The organism is Atopobium deltae, assembly GCF_001552785.1.
Classification (GTDB): Bacteria; Actinomycetota; Coriobacteriia; order Coriobacteriales; family Atopobiaceae; genus Atopobium; species Atopobium deltae.
Window position 1 is genome coordinate 158,394 of the sequence record NZ_KQ959507.1, and the last position, 17,725, is coordinate 176,118.

Sequence of the window (17,725 nt, forward strand, 5' to 3'; positions counted from 1 at the left end):
ACGTACGGCAGGTCGTACTTATAGCAGGTCGTATGTGTCAACATCTATCGCCATTCGTATACCCGTTTTTGTGGCGGAGCGTGCACCAGGACGTGCATCCGAACGTGCGTCAGCTTTTGCACCAGCACCACCGCTCGTGGGCGCACCCACACTCGATTGCGCCACTTGAGCCACACAGTCGCTGAGCAATGCGGCAGGCTCCGAATCCAGCGGAGACTTTAACACCACGTGCATACGATAGCGGTCTTGTACTCGTGATTTTACACAATCGGCGGGCCCCAACAAAACCCACCCCTCGCGTCCCTCAAGTTCTTGACGAATACTGCACGCGAGTTTCTCGACAGCCTGGCGCACCTGGGCCTGATTGCTTCCCCACACGATAACGTTGGACAATCGCGCGTACGGCGGATAATACGCCTCTTTGCGATCCTGCAATTCCTGCCGAATAAACGCTGCACGATTATGCGTGCACACCGCTTGAATTGCCGGATGAGAAGCCCAATAACTTTGAATGATCACTCGACCAGCGCAAACGCCTCGTCCTGCTCGACCAGCCACCTGCTCGAGCAGGCTATAGCTGCGCTCGGCGGCTCTAAAATCGGGAAGCTTGAGCGTCGTGTCGGCATTAATTACACCCACGAGGGTTACCTCGGGAAAGTCGAGACCTTTCGCGATCATCTGCGTGCCGATAAGAACGGCGCAGGGGCTGGCATCAAACGCTTCAAGCAAGCGCTGGTGGCCATCTTTGGTTTTAGTCGTATCGGCATCCATACGAATGATGTCGACGGCGGAAGCGACGGTAGAGTTCGGGGCGCCCTTCTCGGCAGGGGCGGGCTTCTCGGCAGTAGAGCCCTTCTCGGCCGCGCTGCAAGCTTCGCCCCCCAACAGTATGCGCAATTCGTCCTCAACACGCTGCGTACCCACACCAAACTGCGCCAAATAGCGGCTGCCGCAATTCGGACAGTGCGTCGAAGGGTCGGGCCACGCGCGGATACTCCAGCTGCGCCCGCAGCTATGACACATCAGGGCATGAGTGCGCTCATGATACGTCAGCGAGGTGGAACAATGCGAGCAGCTCGGCACGCAACCGCACTCTCGGCACATCAAAAAGTTTGCAAAACCGCGGCGATTAAGCATCAGCACCGCCTTTTGCTTGCGTGCAACGACCTCGTGCAACGCTTGCGTCAGCGGCTCCGAAAAAATAGAGCGATGACCTGCGGCGAATTGCTCGGTCATATCGACAATCTGCACTTGGGGCATGCAAATGGTGCCTGGACGCGAGCTCATACACACGCGCTCCCAATGCGAATCTGCAAAGCTACCGCACTGCGTGCGAGCCAGACTTTCAAGCGATGGCGTGGCACTACCCAACACCAGCGCCGCCCCATGCAGCTGTGCCAAGCGCTGCGCCACCTCGCGGGCGTGATAGCGCGGCGAGGTGTCCTGTTTATAGGAGTACTCGTGCTCCTCGTCGATGACGATAAGACCGAGGTTAGCAAGCGGCGCAAACAACGCCGAGCGCGCACCCACCACGACCTGTGCAACACCGCGACGAAGCATATCCCACTGGTCATAGCGCTCCCCGACCGAAAGGCGCGAATGCAAGACGCAGACCTTCTCGCCAAAGCGACTGCGGAAGCGACCCACCGTTTGAGCCGTGAGGGAAATTTCGGGCACGAGCACGATGGCTTCGCGCCCCTGCTCGAGCACCTCGGAAATCGCATTGAGGTAGACCTCGGTTTTGCCCGAGCCTGTCACACCGTCGATGAGCACCACGTCACCACAGGCACGCGCGCGAGCTGCGCGAATGGTATCCAGCGCGTGCTGCTGCTCGTCGGTGAGCTGCTTGGGCGCAAGGGCAACAGCGCTCGATAAACTCGTGTCTGCAAGATCGCGTATTTGACGCTTAGTATAAATGTCGACGACGCCCTTTGAGGCAAGCGTTTTGAGGGTGGCGCTCGACGAGCCAAGGGTTGCCGTGAGCTCGCTCACACGCAGCGGACCCTGCTGCAGCGCCTGAATAATCATGCGCTGACGAGCGGCATTAGCACGGGGTACAAAGTTTTGCGCAGCCTCGTCTGTGTGCAGACGCACCCAACGAGCATCGACTGCAGCATCTGCGGCGCCTTGCAGCTCCCACGCGCCGCTGCTGGAATCGCGCACCATTTTGAGCGTCTGACCTGGGGCAATAAAGAGACGCAGGCATTCGCTTATGGAGGCCGCGTACTCGTCACTCATCCAAAACGCGAGCTCGACGGCCTTCTCGTCAAACGCGGCGGGAGCCAAAATGCGCTCTATAGATTTAATGGCATCGGGGCTAATTCCCGCAGGCGGCTGGTCGAGAAGATCGATGACATAACCGACGCATCGACGTCCCGAGAAGGGTACCAACACCGTCGTTCCCACCTGGCAGCTGTGCTCGAGCTGCTCTGGAACCGCATAATCAAAAGCGGTTGACAGCGCGCGTGTGGGAATATCGACCACCACCGATGCAAACATAGTGTCCCTTCTCGTGTGATGTCACACAATGTTACAGAAAAGAAAAAACGGACTCGTACTTCTTACAATATCGTAAGACAAGCTTACTCTTGTTTTTATCGCGGACGCAGATGTATATAATCTTGCTACATACGCGCACGAACGCAGCACGCGCGCACGCAATACTTGCACTACCCTGAGGGATTTTAATGAAAACTATTCGCTACGTCATCCGTTTAGTAGCACGCAACTTTTGGACCCTGCTCGGGTTTGAAGCACTGCTTCGCCTTGCAACAGCACTGGCCTTAGCTCCGCTTGTCCAGTTTTTTCTCGATAATCTCATGGCGTTGTACGGCTACTCGTTTATTACCCTCGAGAGCCTTCCCAGCTTTGTGTCACACCCCGGCGTCATCGCAGCCATCATACTGCTGCTGCTCATCTTGAGTGCCATCTCGATTTTTGACGTCTCGGCCGTTCTTATCATCTTCGATGAATCCCGAGAAGACCAAGACATCAGCATAAAAGAGGCTGCACACTTTGGTCTTATCCAGGCGCTGCGCACCTTTGCGCCCAGCAATATTTTGCTCCCCCTTTACGCCCTATTTTTGGTGCCGCTGCTCAACTTGGGCCTCACGTCCAACGTAATAAATTCCATTCCCATTCCCGAATTTGTCATGGACTACATCAACCACAATGACACCTATCTGTCGCTGTACTTCATCGGCATGGCAGCATTGAGCTGGCTGTTGCTGCGTATCATCTACACCTTCCCCAGCTTTTTGCTCGAGCAAAAGTCGTTTACCGAATCGCTGCGTCGTTCCTTTGCGCTTACCAAAAGACATTTTTGGGGCGACTTCGGCGCTATTATCGGCCTTAAGCTGATCTTTGACCTACTTTTGATGCTAGTCACGCTGGTCCCCATCGGCTTGGCGGCACTGGCCTTTATGAGTAATGCCGATAATGTCATCAAGTCGATACTCGTGGGTCTATCGGCGGCTAGTGCTGTGTTTGTCACGCTTATTTCGGTCACGCTGGGCTCGGCGTTGAGCTATGCCATTTTGTGTGCTCGCTATTGGAATCGCTTGACGCGCTTGGGCGAAGTCATTCCTAACCCTGAGCCACCGCGTGTCGAGCGCCATGTCAAAGGCAGGCGTAATCGTGTCATTATGGGCCTGACCTACGCAAGCTTTATCGTCATTTGTACGGCAAGCTCGGTGTTGGCCTACATTGTGGTGACCGATACCGCTGTTAAAAAGCCTCCCAGAATTCCGCCGCAGCTCGTGGAGGTCACAGCGCATCGCGGTGCGAGTGCATACTATCCCGAAAATACGATGGCTGCGTTCCGTGGCGCCAAACTGCAGGGAGCTGACTGGTGCGAGCTCGACGTGCAACAAAGCAAGGACGGCAAGCTCTTTATTAGCCACGACTCCAACTTTAAGCGCATCTCGGGCGTAAAGAAAAACGCCTGGGAACTCACTTGGGATGAAATCTCGAAGCTCGATGCCAGTGGTGTGAATAGCAAGCAATTTAAGGGCGAACGCTATCCGCTGCTCTCACAGGTGCTTGCCTGGGCCAAGCGCAACAACATGCGCCTGAACATCGAGATCAAACCCAGCGAGCACTACAAGGACATCGAGGCCCAAACGGCAAAGGAAATCCGCGATGCAGGTATGCAAAAACAGGTGATCATGACTTCGCAAAGTTACGACTGCGTCAAAAAGATTGCCCAGGTCGCACCCGATATTCAGCGCGCGTACGTCATGAGCCTCGTCTATGGCAAGATTGACGAGCTGAGCGCCGCCGACATTTACTCTACCGAGGAAAACTCCTGCACCGAGCGCTTTGTGAGCTATGCGCACGAGAATAACAAGCAGGTGCTCGCGTGGACCGTTAACGAAGAAGCCAACATGCAGCGTATGATCGATAATGGCGTCGATAATATCATTACCAATGATGTGCTTACCGCAAAACGCGTGGTTTCGGACAATGCGCATGCGGATAATTCGGTCGAAGGCGTCCTTTCGCAGATTTACAACTTCTTCGCAGCGTAGACACGTTGCAGGAACGGCGCTGGGCGCGCGGTGTACCAGGCTGTGGCGCGCGGGATTGCTAGCAGCGTAAGCAAACTCATGCAACAAAAGTGCCGAGTTGCTGGATAATCAGCAGCTCGGCATTGCTCTTCTCGGTGTAATCAAAAGCTATTGAAGCACAGCGCGCAACTCCTCAATGCGGTTGGTCTTCTCCCAAGTAAAGTCCTTATCATCGCGACCAAAGTGACCGTACGCAGCCGTCTTTTTAAAGATGGGGCGGAACAGATCAAGCTCGCGAATAATGGCACCAGGACGCAAATCGAAGACCTTCTCGACAGCTGCCTCGATGCGCTGGTCACCGTAAGCGCTTGTACCAAAGGTGTCGACCATAATCGAGAGTGGCTTCGACACGCCAATGGCATACGCAAGCTGCACTTCGCAGCGCTCGGCAAGACCAGCAGCCACAATGTTTTTAGCAACCCAGCGCGCGGCGTAGGCGGCAGAGCGGTCAACCTTCGTGCAGTCTTTACCCGAAAACGCGCCGCCACCATGGCGACCCATGCCACCATAGGTATCGACAATAATCTTGCGTCCCGTCAGACCAGTGTCACCCATCGGGCCGCCGATCACAAAGCGTCCTGTCGGATTCACATAGATGTCGGCTCCCTTCCACTCGATGCCGACTTCGTCCAAAACAGGGGCAATGACCTGCTCAATCATATCGTTTCGCACAATGTTCATGTCGGTTATGGCAGCGTCGTGCTGCGTCGAAACCACGAGCGCCGTTACCTCGGTAGGCTTGTTGTCCACATAGCGCACCGTCACCTGCGTCTTGCCGTCGGGGCGCAGATAATCAAGCAGCTTTTGCTTGCGCACAAAGGTCAGGCGCTGCGCGAGGCGCTGGGCCAAATAGGCGGGCATAGGCATGAGAGAGGGCGTCTCGTTGGAGGAGTAGCCGAACATCATGCCTTGGTCACCCGCGCCAATGCTGTTCAGAAAATCGTCGGTTTCGGCGACGCTTTTGCTGTCAGTGTCGGCTGGTTTATCGGCGGCGATCGTACCATCAACACCCTGCGCAATGTCGGGACTCTGGTCGTGAATAAGGTTGAGCACGCCACAGGTTTCACAATCGAAACCATACTTTGCACGGTCGTAGCCAATCTCACGCACGGTTTCACGCACAATACTCGGTACATCAACGTACGCCTGCGTGCGAACCTCCCCCATCACAATGATGGTTCCCGTGGTGGTAAAGGTCTCGATAGCGCAACGCACGTTTTCGACCTTCGCGGGAACGCCTGCGGCATCCACATAGCCCTGCGCTTCCAGCTGCGCCTCTTTGGTAAGAATGGCATCAACAATGGCATCCGAAATCTGATCGCACATTTTATCGGGGTGACCTTCCGTCACACTTTCCGAGGTAAAGACATATGTTTTTGCGCTCATGGCACACCAAACCTTTCGCGAAGCTCGCTTCTTGTCGCCTATCGCTTGGTTGCGCTTGTTCCGCGCGTGAGTAGCAGCGCAACGCAAACACTAGCAGCAAACGCTTTGTAAGCGAGCATATAAAAAGCCCCCGCGTATGACATATACGTGGGGGCACCCGTAACAAGTACTATTCCCCCGTCTTTCCGAAACCACCTTCAAGCAGCAGCTCCGCCGAGAGTTGGCACCGCATTTCGCTTTTGAAATCGGTTGCCGGAGCGTCATCGGGCTCGGTCCCTCGGCTCTATGTCCCCTGCACTTTTGCGGATGCTGACTTTTGGATGTCAGTCGCTTCCGCAGATAATGCGGGTACCTCTTGACGAGTACTTGTGATTATAAACGACCTCTTCATGCCTGACGAGAAGATCTTGTGGGTACATACGAAAACCTTGTAAGGCAAAACAGTGAACATGTGCATAAGCTATGCTGTTGTCTGTCTGTTTGTTTGTTTGTATGACTGCCTGGGAACCGTATCCCATAAAGTTCAAAATAAGATGAGACTCAAACGTTAAGCAAAGCCGCTGTAACCAAAAAAGGCAGCTTTTTTGCCTTCAGTGGGCTGGAAGATGACCTTTTTGGCCCAGCCGCAACGGTTGGATTTTTCGGACATCCACAGTTTGCGGCTGAGCTCGCTGTGACCCGTGACGATTAGAATTTTGTACAAGTCGTCCCAGGTGGCGGTGAGATGCTCGCCCACTTTGGTTGTTTGAAGCGGGGTGGTTACGCGCGATAAGCGCGCGGCAAAACGATAAGAGCTCTGAGCATAAGCGCAGCTGGCTTTTGTACATGCGCTGTTGGTTTCTTCATAATCGGCAATCCTTTTGGTCTATTGTGTCAGTATCACGTTCCTTCTCTATAACATGCTGTAATTTATTTTACGTGGTACTCTGCCAAAACGCACGAATTTTTATAAAAAATTTCTTTTAAGTTTCTTATAGAAGCTGACTGCAGTTTTTATAAAAGATTGTTAGTTGTTTTCAGCCTTACACCGGGCCTCTTCATGCCCTCTTCTAGCACCTGTTATATACTGTTCTAAATCCACTAAAAGCAGGTGAAATTTTGATAAATGGAGGGCTCCATGCATACGACAACACATTGTGACGACGAGCTTGATGAACTTCTCTTCGCAGATGAGATTTTGCAAGCTGTGCAAGTTTATGGAACTGGAAAACTCGAAACCGTAACGTTTGACGAGATGGAAAAATATTATGCTTTGGACGGTTGCCTTTGATAAAGATATGAGTGCCGCTCGGAAGTTTATAATAGCCAACGATAAAACTATTCGCATTTCATAACTGTTCTGTCAAATTCTGCTCACAAGGAGTGTACATGTTCTCAACAATGCCCCAATCAAAAACGCAACCTGTGCGCGTCCGCTTCGCGCCTTCCCCCACAGGAAAGCTCCACATCGGTGGTGCACGTACAGCAATTTATAACTGGGCTTTTGCGCGAGCCAACAACGGTGTGTTTATCCTGCGCATTGACGACACCGATCCCACACGTTCAACTGACGAGAATACCCAGGTAATCCTACGTGCAATGCGTTGGATGGGACTCAATTGGGACGAAGGCCCCGAGGTTGGCGGAGACTATGGCCCCTACTGGCAAACCGAGCGCTTGTCGCTCTACCGCGAGGCAGCACTTCGCTTAGTCGCGCAAGACAAATCCTATTTTTGTTTTTGCACTGCCGAGAAGCTCGAGGCCGATCGAAAAGCCGCGCAACAGCGTCATGACCCCTTCCAGGGATACCAGCGCACCTGCCGCTCACTGGACAAAGCAGCAGCACAAGCACGCGTAGATGCAGGTGAGCCTTACACCATTCGCATCAAGGTTCCTGAGGATCGCGGTGATCTTATCGTCCATGACGCAGTGCACGGCGATGTGCGCTTCAACGCAAAAGAGCTCGACGATTTTATCCTCTTCCGCTCGGACGGAACGCCCACCTACAATTTTGCAACTGTCGTTGACGATGCTGCCATGCACATTACACACGTTATCCGCGGAGACGATCACCTGTCCAACACGCCTCGTCAAATCATTGTGTATGAGGCGCTGGGCGCACCCGTACCGACCTTTGCGCACATCTCGATGATTCTGGGCGCCGATGGCAAAAAGCTTTCGAAGCGCCACGGTGCCACCAGCGTTGAACAGTATCGCGATGCGGGCTACGACCCCGAGGCCTTTATCAACTACCTCGCTTTGCTGGGCTGGGCGCTCGATGGAGAGACGACCATCATTCCGCGCGATGTCCTTGCCGCAAAGTTCTCGCTCGATCACGTTTCCAAAAATCCTGCCACGTTTGACCAGGCAAAACTCGACTGGATCAACGCAAGTTATCTTGCCGAGAAGACCGACGAAGCCTACGCCCGCGAGGTACTGGTTCCTCAGCTTCGCGCGGCGGGACTGGAGGAGGCTGGCGGCGACCCCGTCGGCAGCGCCAGCAACGATGGCACCAGCCCCGCTGATGCCATCGACGATGACGACGCGGCGGCATTGCTGCACTCCACCGCGTGGTACGAGCTGCTCGCAGCCATCTTGAAGCCGCGCGTCAAACTCGCACCCGAAGTGGTCGACAAAGCACGCTTTTTGTACGAGAGCACCGATCTTCTCTACGATCAAAAAAGTGTCGATAAAAACCTTGCAAAACCTGGTACGCTCGCCTTTGTACAAGGCGCGCTTGATGGACTGAGGCAGCTCGATGACGCGCAATGGACTGCACAACACATTGACGAGAAACTCGCGCAGGTACTCGAGGCGCTCGAGACGAACAAGCGTAAATTTTATGCAGCGGTGCGTGTGGCCGTTTGCGGTAATCAGGTGTCTCCGCCGCTCGGCGAGTCCATTGAGCTGCTCGGACGCGAGCTGACGCTTGCACGCCTTGCGCAGGCGCGCCAGTATGCACAGGAATAACACGAAAGGTATGCGCGAACATAATGCGGGTACCAATACGCTAGTGAGCATAGTCGCGAGTAGTTCGTAGGTAGGTTATGATGACGACATCAGCATTCGAAATTCTGGGTCCCATTATGGTGGGGCCATCCAGCTCTCATACCGCAGGGGCGGCGCGTTTGGCACTCGTTGCACGATCGCTCGTTAACGATCCGCTCAAGCACGTGCGCTTCGTCTTGCACAATTCCTTCTCGCACACCTATAAAGGCCACGGATCCGACCGTGCGCTCGTCGCGGGCATCTTGGGTCTTATGCCCGACGACACACGCATGCGTCACTCGTTTGACCTCGCAAAAGAAGCGGGCGTCGAGATCGAATTCGAGGAAGCGGGCGATGACCCTGGCCTTCACCCCAACACCGTTGATATTTGCATGACCACTACCGAGGGCAACACCCTCGAGGTTCGTGGCGAGTCGCTGGGCGGCGGGCGCGTGCGCTTAAGCTCCATCAATGGCGTTGAAGTGGATCTTACTGGCGACTACCCCACCCTTTTTGTAGGCCACTGGGACAGACCTGGTGTGTTAGCGTCGATCACCAAGCTCTTCTCGGACATCAAGGCAAACATCGCCACCATTCGCACCTATCGAAAAAGTCGTGGCGGACGTGCCTACACGATTGTCGAGACGGACGAGCCACTTGACGCATCATTCATTCAGGCCATTCACAAACTTCCGCACATCGTGGAAACCGCAACCGTAAAAGTGCCTGGTACCAGCGACGTTGCTCCCGATGTACAGCTGACCTATGGTTTTGATAATGGCGCGGAGTTGCTGGCATTATGCGAAAAGACGCATCGCTCCATTGGTCAGATTATGGCAGCACGCGAGGCCGAACTTAACGCCAGCGATGTGCAGACCCAGCATACGCGCATGGCGCACGTGGCTCAGGTGATGGAAGAAGAATCGACCAAACCGTTGACGTCTCCGCAAAAATCCTTGGGTGGTTTTTTGTATGGACAGGCACAAGAGGTTGCCAAACATGCCAATGAGTTTGCCCCCAGCCTTTTGGGAACCACGCTTACACGCGCCGTCGCTCGTGCGATGGCAGTGCTCGAGCGCTCGGCCGCCATGGGCGTGATTGTAGCTGCACCAACGGCGGGTTCGGCAGGCGTCGTACCCGGTGCCGTGTTAGCCTGCGCTGAATCGCTTGGTTCTTCTGAGCAGGACGTCCTCAACGCCCTGTGGTGTTCTGCGGCCATTGGCGCTATTATCACCCGCAACGCGAGCGTGGCAGGCGCCGAGGGCGGATGTCAGGCAGAAGTTGGAAGCGCTGCAGCTATGGCAGCAGCAGCATTGGTTGAGCTGCATGGTGGCAGCGCAGTGCAGGCACTTGAAGCGGCGTCGATTTCGATCGCAAACCTTTTGGGCCTGGTGTGCGACCCCGTGCGCGGCCTTGTGGAATTTCCCTGTCAGGATCGTAATGCGATTGGCGTTTCGGATGCGTTTTCGGCAGCGCAGCTCGCGCTTTCGAACGTGGGATGCCCCGTCACTTTTGATGATGCGGTCAGCGTTATGTACGATGTGGGTAAGGCCATTCCTGCAAGCCTGCGCGAAACCGCACTTGGTGGGCTGGCAACTGCTCCTTCGTGCCTGAGTTGCCGCGCCTGCGGATAAGTTCAACGGCGCGCACGAACAAGCGTCCCACAGCGCTACATGCAGTGCAACAAACAGAAATAGGTTATTGCAGCGTCGCTTACGAGCGGCGCTCTTTTTGTTCTTTGGATTTTTTAGCGGCGAGTGCAGCGGCCTTCTCGCCAGACATGCCAACGCCAACGCGGGCGCGACCATGAGAAGCGCTCTTTGGCAAGCGGCCCATCATACGATCCCAGCGATAGCGAATCGACAGCGAGTTATGCGATCGCAGGCCCAACAATGGTGCCGATAAAATCGTCGGCGCGAAGAAGGTAATGATGCGCCAGACTAAATAGCCCGCCGTTGCCACTGGTCCAAATAAAGGACCGTAGAACAGCGCAAAGCCTGACTCGACGCCACCCGTACCCCCTGGAAATGGCACGGCGGTTGCAATCATTTGCACCATCGAACCCGCAGCTAAACAGGCCCAAAAGTCAGCATCGTCACCAAAGGCACGCAGCACGAACCACGGGATCATATACAACGCAGCTAGCTGCAGCATGGTAACTACCAGCGTTAAGAGCATGCTGGGAATATGTACGGCGGCGCGCTTAAACGAATCGGCAAACTCGTCGACCTTCGTGTTGATAAGCTCGTCGAGCTTGGAATTATCTTTGAGGAACTTGTGTTTATGCGCCCACGCGAGCATAAGGTTGCCAAAGCGCTTCACGAAACCTGGACAAAGGCAAATCACAAACAGAATGAGCAGCTCAAGAAAGTGCACGGCAAAAACAAAGAGGTTGAGAATAACGATGTTGCCGTAGGTCTGGAAGAAGAATTCCAGCTTTGCTACGAGCGCAAGCGCGGCAAAAAGCACCACGCCTAGCTGGAACATAATAAAACGCGTAAACTGTGTCGCCGATGCCTCTGCGGCACCAAGGCCAGTACGCGTCAAACGAACAATCTGCGAAGGAACGGCTCCCGCCATCATGGGTGTCAGGTTGCCAAAAAAGATGCCTGAAGCCTCAACACTAATAAGGTCACGAATGCCCACGGGCGAATCGGGATCGAGCCACACGGCAATGGCGTATGCAAGAACGCCAAAGATGAAGTAGAAGATAAAACAGATAACTGCGCCAAAAATCCAGGCCTTATCGACATTCGCAAGAGCCGAAATAAAACTTGCAACCTGGCCTGTGAACACGAGATATGCAACATACAGCACAACGACGACAGCCAAAAACTTGGCGCCTTTGCGAGCGCTCGAAATACTGTCGTCTTTGACAGCGACACGCGGCTTTGGTGCGCCTGATGTTATCTTATGCAACGTCGCCTTGTGAATGGGTGGTGTTATCTTATGCTTTGAGGACATGTATCTCCAAAACGTTTGTGCTGCAGGTAGTGCATTGATACCAACCTATGATACAGAACTCACTGTGTAAAGTCAGCTACAGCGTGCTCAAACCATCAGAAGAGCATCATCGTTTTCGTGGACGCACAAAGCCGATTTTGCGGTGTCATAAGCACACATCATTAAAATTTTACGCATATTACGCATGTTGAAGAGGACCCCTTATTTAAAAGTGCGAACCCAAATAAAGCTGTATGAATTATAAAACTTTTCTAAATAGAGAGTAATCTATAGCTGGAAAAATGAAAGCGGAAAATAAGGAATGATTGAATTATGGGTATGGAGTACACTGGCCCGAAACTTAGGAGCTACCGGGCAAAAATGTGTGTAAAATCACCATGTTATGTAAAAAGGCCAGATAAACTGGCCTTTTGCATTCATGGCAGCCCGTACCAGATTCGAACTGGTGATCTCCGCCTTGAGAGGGCGGCGTCCTAACCGCTAGACGAACGGGCCATACTATGTAAGGTAGGACTTGTGGCTGGGACGGAGGGAGTCGAACCCCCACTGACGGAACCAGAATCCGTTGTCCTACCATTAGACGACGTCCCAACGGATACGTCCTACACACCTGCGCGAGTAGATGCGCAAACAGACCTACACGCTCAAACGCAAGAATGTACTTTACGTTATTCTTATCGCAAGCGCAAGGGCTAAATTAAAAAATCTCGTCGGCTTTTCACTTATGCACAAATCACCTACAACTCCTGGCGAGAAGACCGTCCGCGCGCTGGTGGCGCGCAAATCAGTTCCACTCCTCCACCGTTTTTCTCGACAGCCACGCAAGCTGCGCTTCGACGGTATTCTCGAGACGCCCATAAACCACCTCGCGCAAAATATCTTCGAGCTGCGCGGCAACCCACGGACCAGGGGTATCGTCAAAGAGCCTGATAATATCGCGACCGCTCACAACCAAATCCTTGATGCGGTAGACGATCGTACCGTCCTGCAGAAGACGACGCAACACCGCCTCGATCTTATCGATCTCCAGTGCGTAAGCGCGGTAAGGCTTGGCTTTGCCCAGTGCATCGGAGCGCTTCAAAATGAAGGATTCAAACGCAAGGGGCAGCGCCATGTCGGGACAATATTTGTCGAGGTCGGCCATGAAGCGCAGGACCGAATGGCGGGTGGGCTTGACGGGACGATCGTGAAAGCGCACGAGGTCAACGCAGCTATCTACGAGCGACTTGGGCAGGGCCAATCGGCGCAAAATGGTTTTGACCATCTTAGCACCCGCCTCGGGATGGCCGTAAAAATGACCACGACCGTCAGCATCGTAGATGGCGCAGCGCGGCTTGGCGATGTCATGAAACATCGATGCCCAACGCAGGCGCTCCGACGCCAGCCCGCCCGAAAACGATTCCGCTGCAGTTGCAACCTGAATGGCGTGATTGTAGAGGTCGTAGCAATGATACGGCGTGTGCTGATCAAAGTTGACCATCTCGCCTATTTCGGGAATAGCTGCGACCATAACCTCTTGCTGGGTGGCAAGCGCCCAGGGCATGCGACCTGCGGCAATAATGCCCCGAAGCTCGGTGCCGATGCGCTCTTGTGCGATGCGCGACAGTTGTGGTGCACAGGAGCGAACTGCCCGCTGGGTAGTCTTCTCGATAGCAAAATCAAAGCGCGCTGCAAAACGAAGGGCTCGCAAAACGCGCAGGGCATCCTCGCTTAAGCGCTGGTAGGGATCGCCCACCGCGCGAATGCAGCTAGCGAGAAGATCGGCGTGGCCGTCATAGGGATCGTACAGGCCGCGCCGCGGATGATACGCCATCGCATTGATCGTGAAGTCTCGACGCGACAAATCCTGCGTGATGGAATCGACGAAGCGCACTTCATCGGGGTGGCGCGCGTCCGAATAGCCAGACTCCACGCGGTAGGTGGTGATTTCGACAGGCTTGCGTGCGGCAGGTGTATTGCGACCGCTGGGTTTATTGCGACCATCAGGTGTATTGTGAGCATCGGATTCATTGCGACCGTCAGGTTCACAGTCGCACACGGCGGTAATGGTACCGTGCTTCGTACCCGTAAGGTGCACCTCGATGTCAGCGTCACGCAGGATCTGCGCAGTAGCTTGCCACGGTGCATTGCTGCAGATGTCAACATCATGGGACGGATTGCCGAGAAGAGCATCGCGCACCCAGCCTCCCACAACCCAGGCTTCATAGCCAGCGTCTTCGATCAGCTGCAAGATATACAGCGCATATGAGGGCAACACAAAGAAGTTTTCGCTACTGGCGGTGGTGCACGGCGTTACGCTGGGTTTATCGGTGGGGTGCTTGGCGGGGTTGTCAGCACGTGCGGTCTTCTCGTCAGACATCGTCCCTACTTTCTGCTGATGTGTCCCGTATGTGGGCGGGACGTGTGTGTCCTTGGCTGCAGGACGCCTGTGCGGGAGCTTCAACAGGAGTTTCTCTTCAAGATTTTTCTTCAAGATATGTACTTAGTATAGCTTGATACTAAAAGCATGTTAACAATTCAGATTTTCGCAGGGGTGCATGCTATGCTTTTATACAGCTCATTAACGTGGCTGGACGCTTGGTGGCGCACGCAAACCTAACCGCGCACGGTAACGTGGCTGGACACCTAACGGCGCACGTGAAGTGCTTACGCCGATACGCTGACGTCGCATCCGCCCGCGCGTGAGCTCGTAACAAAACCCTACGCACTAGAATGAGGAGACCCCCATGCATGAAGCTTTATCAGTAACGTTTAATGATATTGCTGCCGCTCACGAGGATTTTATCGCCGAGCGTGCCAACATTGTTGCTAAAAATGCCGTAACTTCAAAGGGCGTGCGCGCTGTGGCTCGCGTTCCCGAAGCCATCGCCAATAACGCCATGATCTTTGACATCGAGGTCAAGCAGGGTGAACGCACCGACCAAAAGCGAAGTGGTCGTTGCTGGATGTTTGCGTCGCTCAACACCTTCCGCATTCGCATCATGCAAAACTTCAACTTGAAGACCTTTGAGCTTTCGCAGGCCTACCCGCTGTTCTTCGATAAGCTCGAGAAATGCAACTGGTTCTTGCAGAATATCATCGACACCACCGACGAGCCTTTGAATGGTCGTTTGGTGAGCTATTTGCTGACCGACCCCATGTGCGATGGCGGACAGTGGGACATGTTTAAGAGCCTCGTCAAAAAGTACGGTGTGTGCCCCAAAGAGGCCATGCCCGAGACGGCAAACTCTTCGTGCACCAACGACCTGGACACTTATCTGACCCGTTATTTGCGCGGGGCTGCAAAGCGCCTGCGCGAGACGAAGGCCGCTGGTGCTTCCGACGACGATCTTCTGAGCATGAAAAAAGAAATGATGAGCGAGATTTATCGTCTGCTTGTCATCACCTTGGGCGAGCCCCCCGCGAACTTTGAGGTTCGCCTGCGCGATAAGGACGACAAGCTGGTCCTTTCGGGCAACTTTACGCCACAGGAATTTTTCGAGAAGACCGTCAAGATGAATCTGGACGATTACGTCTCGCTGATCTCGGCGCCGACGGCCGATAAGCCCTTTAACAAGGTCTTTACCGTGTCGCGCCTGGGCAACGTCTACGAGTATGGCCAAGTACGCTACCTTAACCTTGAACCCGCCGAGCTCAAGCGCGTGGCTATTGCACAGCTCAAGGACAACCTGCCCGTCTGGTTTGGTTGCGACGTTGACCAGTCGTATCTGCGCAATGAGGGCATCATGGATACCGCCGCGCTCGACATCGACGGCCTGTTTGGCTTCCCCATTATGGGTGCACTCAACAAAGCCGAGCGCCTGGACTACGGCGAGTCGCTCATGACCCACGCTATGGTGCTGGAAGGCGTTCGCTTTGATGCCGACGGCAAGCCCGCTATGTGGAAGGTCGAGAATAGCTGGGGTAAGGATCACGCACGCGAGGGCTTTAATACCCTGTCGGATCCCTGGTTTGACGAGTATGTCTACCAGGTCGTTGTCGACAAGAAGTATTTGACTGACGCGCAACGTGATGCATACGAGAACCTCGAGGCCATTGAGCTTGCTCCGTGGGATCCCATGGGTTCGCTCGCACGCGTCAAGGCGTAACGTTTAACCGGAAGGATCTATCACCATGAGTAATGCCACCACTGTTGATGCTACGTGGGCGCATCAGCAAGCCGCGAACTTCTCGGCAGACCGCGCAAATCGCGTTGCCCGCAACGCCGTCACCTCGATGGACGTTATGCCCGCCGCACGCGATTACAACCACATGCGCACGTACCACGAGACGTATTCAGTCGAGCTGCCTCACACGGGCGACATCACCAACCAGCGCCATAGTGGCCGCTGCTGGATGTTTTCGGCCTTTAACGTCGCGCGCGCTGCGACCATCAAGCTGCTCGACGTCGAGACCTTTGAGTTTTCGCAGGCATACGGCATGTTTTACGACAAGCTCGAAAAGGCCAACGCGTTTTTGGAGAATATTATTCGCCTGGCTGATAAGCCCCTCGATGACCGCGAGCTCATGAGCGTCCTTTCGGACGGTATGGGTGATGGCGGCTACTGGGTATTTGCCATGAACCTTATTGCCAAGTGGGGCCTCGTTCCCAAGGACGTTATGCCTGAGACCGCCTGCTCCAAGGCGTCCGAGCAGATGGATGCCCAGCTTGAGCGTTTGCTTCGCCGTGACGCAGCCATTCTGCGCAAGGCGGCTGCGGCAGGTGCTGGTGTGGAGGAGCTGCAGGCCAAAAAGCAGGAGCTGCTGTCTGACGTGTACAAGATGCTCTGCATTTGTTTGGGCGAGCCGCCCGCGCATTTTGATTTTGAAGTGCATGTCGGTAAAAAATGCAAGGTAGACGCCTCGAAGCTCGAGGAGGTCCTGCCTAAGGATAAGAAGGACGAGAAGACCGTCGGCGCGAAGGCTGACTCCGCCGACGACGACGCCAAAGACGATGCCACCTCCAAAGTCGACGACGTCAAACGCATCTTGCGCGACCCTCACATCACCCCGCAAGAATTTGCCCAGCGCTACGTTCCTTTTGATCCGCATGATTATGCCGAGATCGTCTTCATGCCCAGCAGCACAGCAAAGATGAACACGGTATACCACGTTCGCAGCATCGACAGCGTCGAGGGCGGCATGAAGAATCGCTTCCTCAACGTGAACCAGACTGTCCTCGAGCAGGCAGCGATTGCCCAGCTCAAAGCAGGTGAGCCCGTCAGCATGGCTTGTGATGTTATGCAGGAGTTCCCACGCTGCATCAAGGACTTCAACAATGTGCTTGCCCTTGATGGCCTAGATCTGAACGGCCTGTTTGGTATGGATCTGCGCATGGAGCGCACCGATATGCTCGACATGGGCGAAACCTGCCTAACTCACGCAATGACCTTCCAGGGCGTTGAGCTCGATAAGAACGGCGAGCCTGTTGCATGGCGTGTCGAGAATAGCTGGGGTAAAGACTGCGGTAAGGATGGTTATTTATATATGACGGCCGACTGGTTCCGCACCTACGGCGGCGAGGTTATCGTCCGTCGCGAGTTCTTGCCTGATGAGATTCGCGATTTGTGGAATAACGCCGAGGCTGTTGACGCAGATCCTTGGAGCAACATTGCTCGGGGCTTAGGCGCTTGCAAGTAGCGTACGCTTAGGCGCAGCACACGACATTAGCGAGTAAGTAACACTCGCCTACAAACGCCTTTTAATTATGAAACGTGCATCAATCAAATGGTTGGTGCACGTTTTTATTTTTCCCGAAATTATCAGAATATATTAAGTAATTGTAGTTTATTTACCATATGCTTGTATGCGCAGTTTAAAGGTATAGAGTCGTCTATAGATCGCGTCTACAACGTTTCACG

At 54.3% G+C, this 17,725-nt stretch carries 11 protein-coding genes and 2 tRNA genes; 6 read left to right on the forward strand and 7 right to left on the reverse strand.

Annotated features, from left to right (window positions below):
- Nucleotides 1-18: 18 nt before the first annotated feature.
- Nucleotides 19-2,499, reverse strand: a complete 2,481-nt coding sequence (priA, locus tag HMPREF3192_RS04990) for a replication restart helicase PriA (protein ID WP_082715660.1) — start codon at nucleotides 2,497-2,499, stop codon at nucleotides 19-21.
- A 188-nt stretch (nucleotides 2,500-2,687) separates the two neighbouring features.
- Here priA and HMPREF3192_RS04995 point away from each other — a divergent pair, with 188 nt between their 5' ends.
- Entirely contained in the window at nucleotides 2,688-4,529 is a 1,842-nt protein-coding gene (locus HMPREF3192_RS04995; protein ID WP_066305995.1) for a glycerophosphodiester phosphodiesterase family protein, read from the forward strand.
- 147 nt (nucleotides 4,530-4,676) lie between these two features.
- Here HMPREF3192_RS04995 and metK read toward each other — a convergent pair whose 3' ends face one another.
- Nucleotides 4,677-5,954: a methionine adenosyltransferase gene (metK, locus tag HMPREF3192_RS05000; protein WP_066305998.1), complete on the reverse strand. Its 1,278-nt coding sequence runs from the start codon at nucleotides 5,952-5,954 to the stop codon at nucleotides 4,677-4,679.
- Between the two features lie 547 nt (nucleotides 5,955-6,501).
- Nucleotides 6,502-6,690 (reverse strand): hypothetical protein, encoded by a 189-nt coding sequence (locus HMPREF3192_RS05005; RefSeq protein ID WP_066306000.1) that lies wholly within the window; start codon nucleotides 6,688-6,690, stop codon nucleotides 6,502-6,504.
- Between the two features lie 381 nt (nucleotides 6,691-7,071).
- On the opposite strand from HMPREF3192_RS05005, the gene HMPREF3192_RS06820 reads away from it, so the two are divergent.
- The 3 genes from HMPREF3192_RS06820 (at nucleotide 7,072) to sdaAA (ending at nucleotide 10,555) form a co-directional block, all read left to right on the forward strand.
- Nucleotides 7,072-7,224, forward strand: coding sequence for a hypothetical protein (locus HMPREF3192_RS06820; protein ID WP_156422869.1), 153 nt, complete (start codon nucleotides 7,072-7,074; stop codon nucleotides 7,222-7,224).
- A gap of 98 nt (nucleotides 7,225-7,322) precedes the next feature.
- The gene (gltX, locus tag HMPREF3192_RS05010; protein ID WP_231723368.1) at nucleotides 7,323-8,903 is read left to right on the forward strand and encodes a glutamate--tRNA ligase; all 1,581 of its coding nucleotides are present in this window, start codon (nucleotides 7,323-7,325) and stop codon (nucleotides 8,901-8,903) included.
- A 77-nt stretch (nucleotides 8,904-8,980) separates the two neighbouring features.
- Nucleotides 8,981-10,555, forward strand: a complete 1,575-nt coding sequence (sdaAA, locus tag HMPREF3192_RS05015; RefSeq protein WP_066306002.1) for an L-serine ammonia-lyase, iron-sulfur-dependent, subunit alpha — start codon at nucleotides 8,981-8,983, stop codon at nucleotides 10,553-10,555.
- Between the two features lie 79 nt (nucleotides 10,556-10,634).
- On the opposite strand, the gene HMPREF3192_RS05020 is transcribed toward sdaAA, so the two are convergent.
- The 4 genes from HMPREF3192_RS05020 to HMPREF3192_RS05035 form a co-directional block, all read right to left on the reverse strand.
- Entirely contained in the window at nucleotides 10,635-11,885 is a 1,251-nt protein-coding gene (locus HMPREF3192_RS05020) for a lysylphosphatidylglycerol synthase transmembrane domain-containing protein (RefSeq protein WP_082715661.1), read from the reverse strand.
- 419 nt (nucleotides 11,886-12,304) lie between these two features.
- Nucleotides 12,305-12,380, reverse strand: a tRNA-Glu gene (locus HMPREF3192_RS05025).
- 22 nt (nucleotides 12,381-12,402) lie between these two features.
- A tRNA-Gln gene (locus tag HMPREF3192_RS05030) sits at nucleotides 12,403-12,476 on the reverse strand.
- Between the two features lie 193 nt (nucleotides 12,477-12,669).
- Nucleotides 12,670-14,244: a CCA tRNA nucleotidyltransferase gene (locus HMPREF3192_RS05035; RefSeq protein ID WP_082715662.1), complete on the reverse strand. Its 1,575-nt coding sequence runs from the start codon at nucleotides 14,242-14,244 to the stop codon at nucleotides 12,670-12,672.
- A 367-nt stretch (nucleotides 14,245-14,611) separates the two neighbouring features.
- Between HMPREF3192_RS05035 and HMPREF3192_RS05040 the strand changes: the two genes are divergently transcribed.
- On the forward strand, nucleotides 14,612-15,973 hold the full coding sequence (locus tag HMPREF3192_RS05040; protein WP_066306005.1) for a C1 family peptidase: 1,362 nt from the start codon (nucleotides 14,612-14,614) through the stop codon (nucleotides 15,971-15,973).
- A 25-nt stretch (nucleotides 15,974-15,998) separates the two neighbouring features.
- Nucleotides 15,999-17,504 carry a C1 family peptidase gene (locus HMPREF3192_RS05045; protein ID WP_066306007.1) on the forward strand — a complete coding sequence of 502 codons (1,506 nt, stop codon included), beginning with the start codon at nucleotides 15,999-16,001 and terminating at the stop codon, nucleotides 17,502-17,504.
- Nucleotides 17,505-17,725 lie beyond the last annotated feature (221 nt).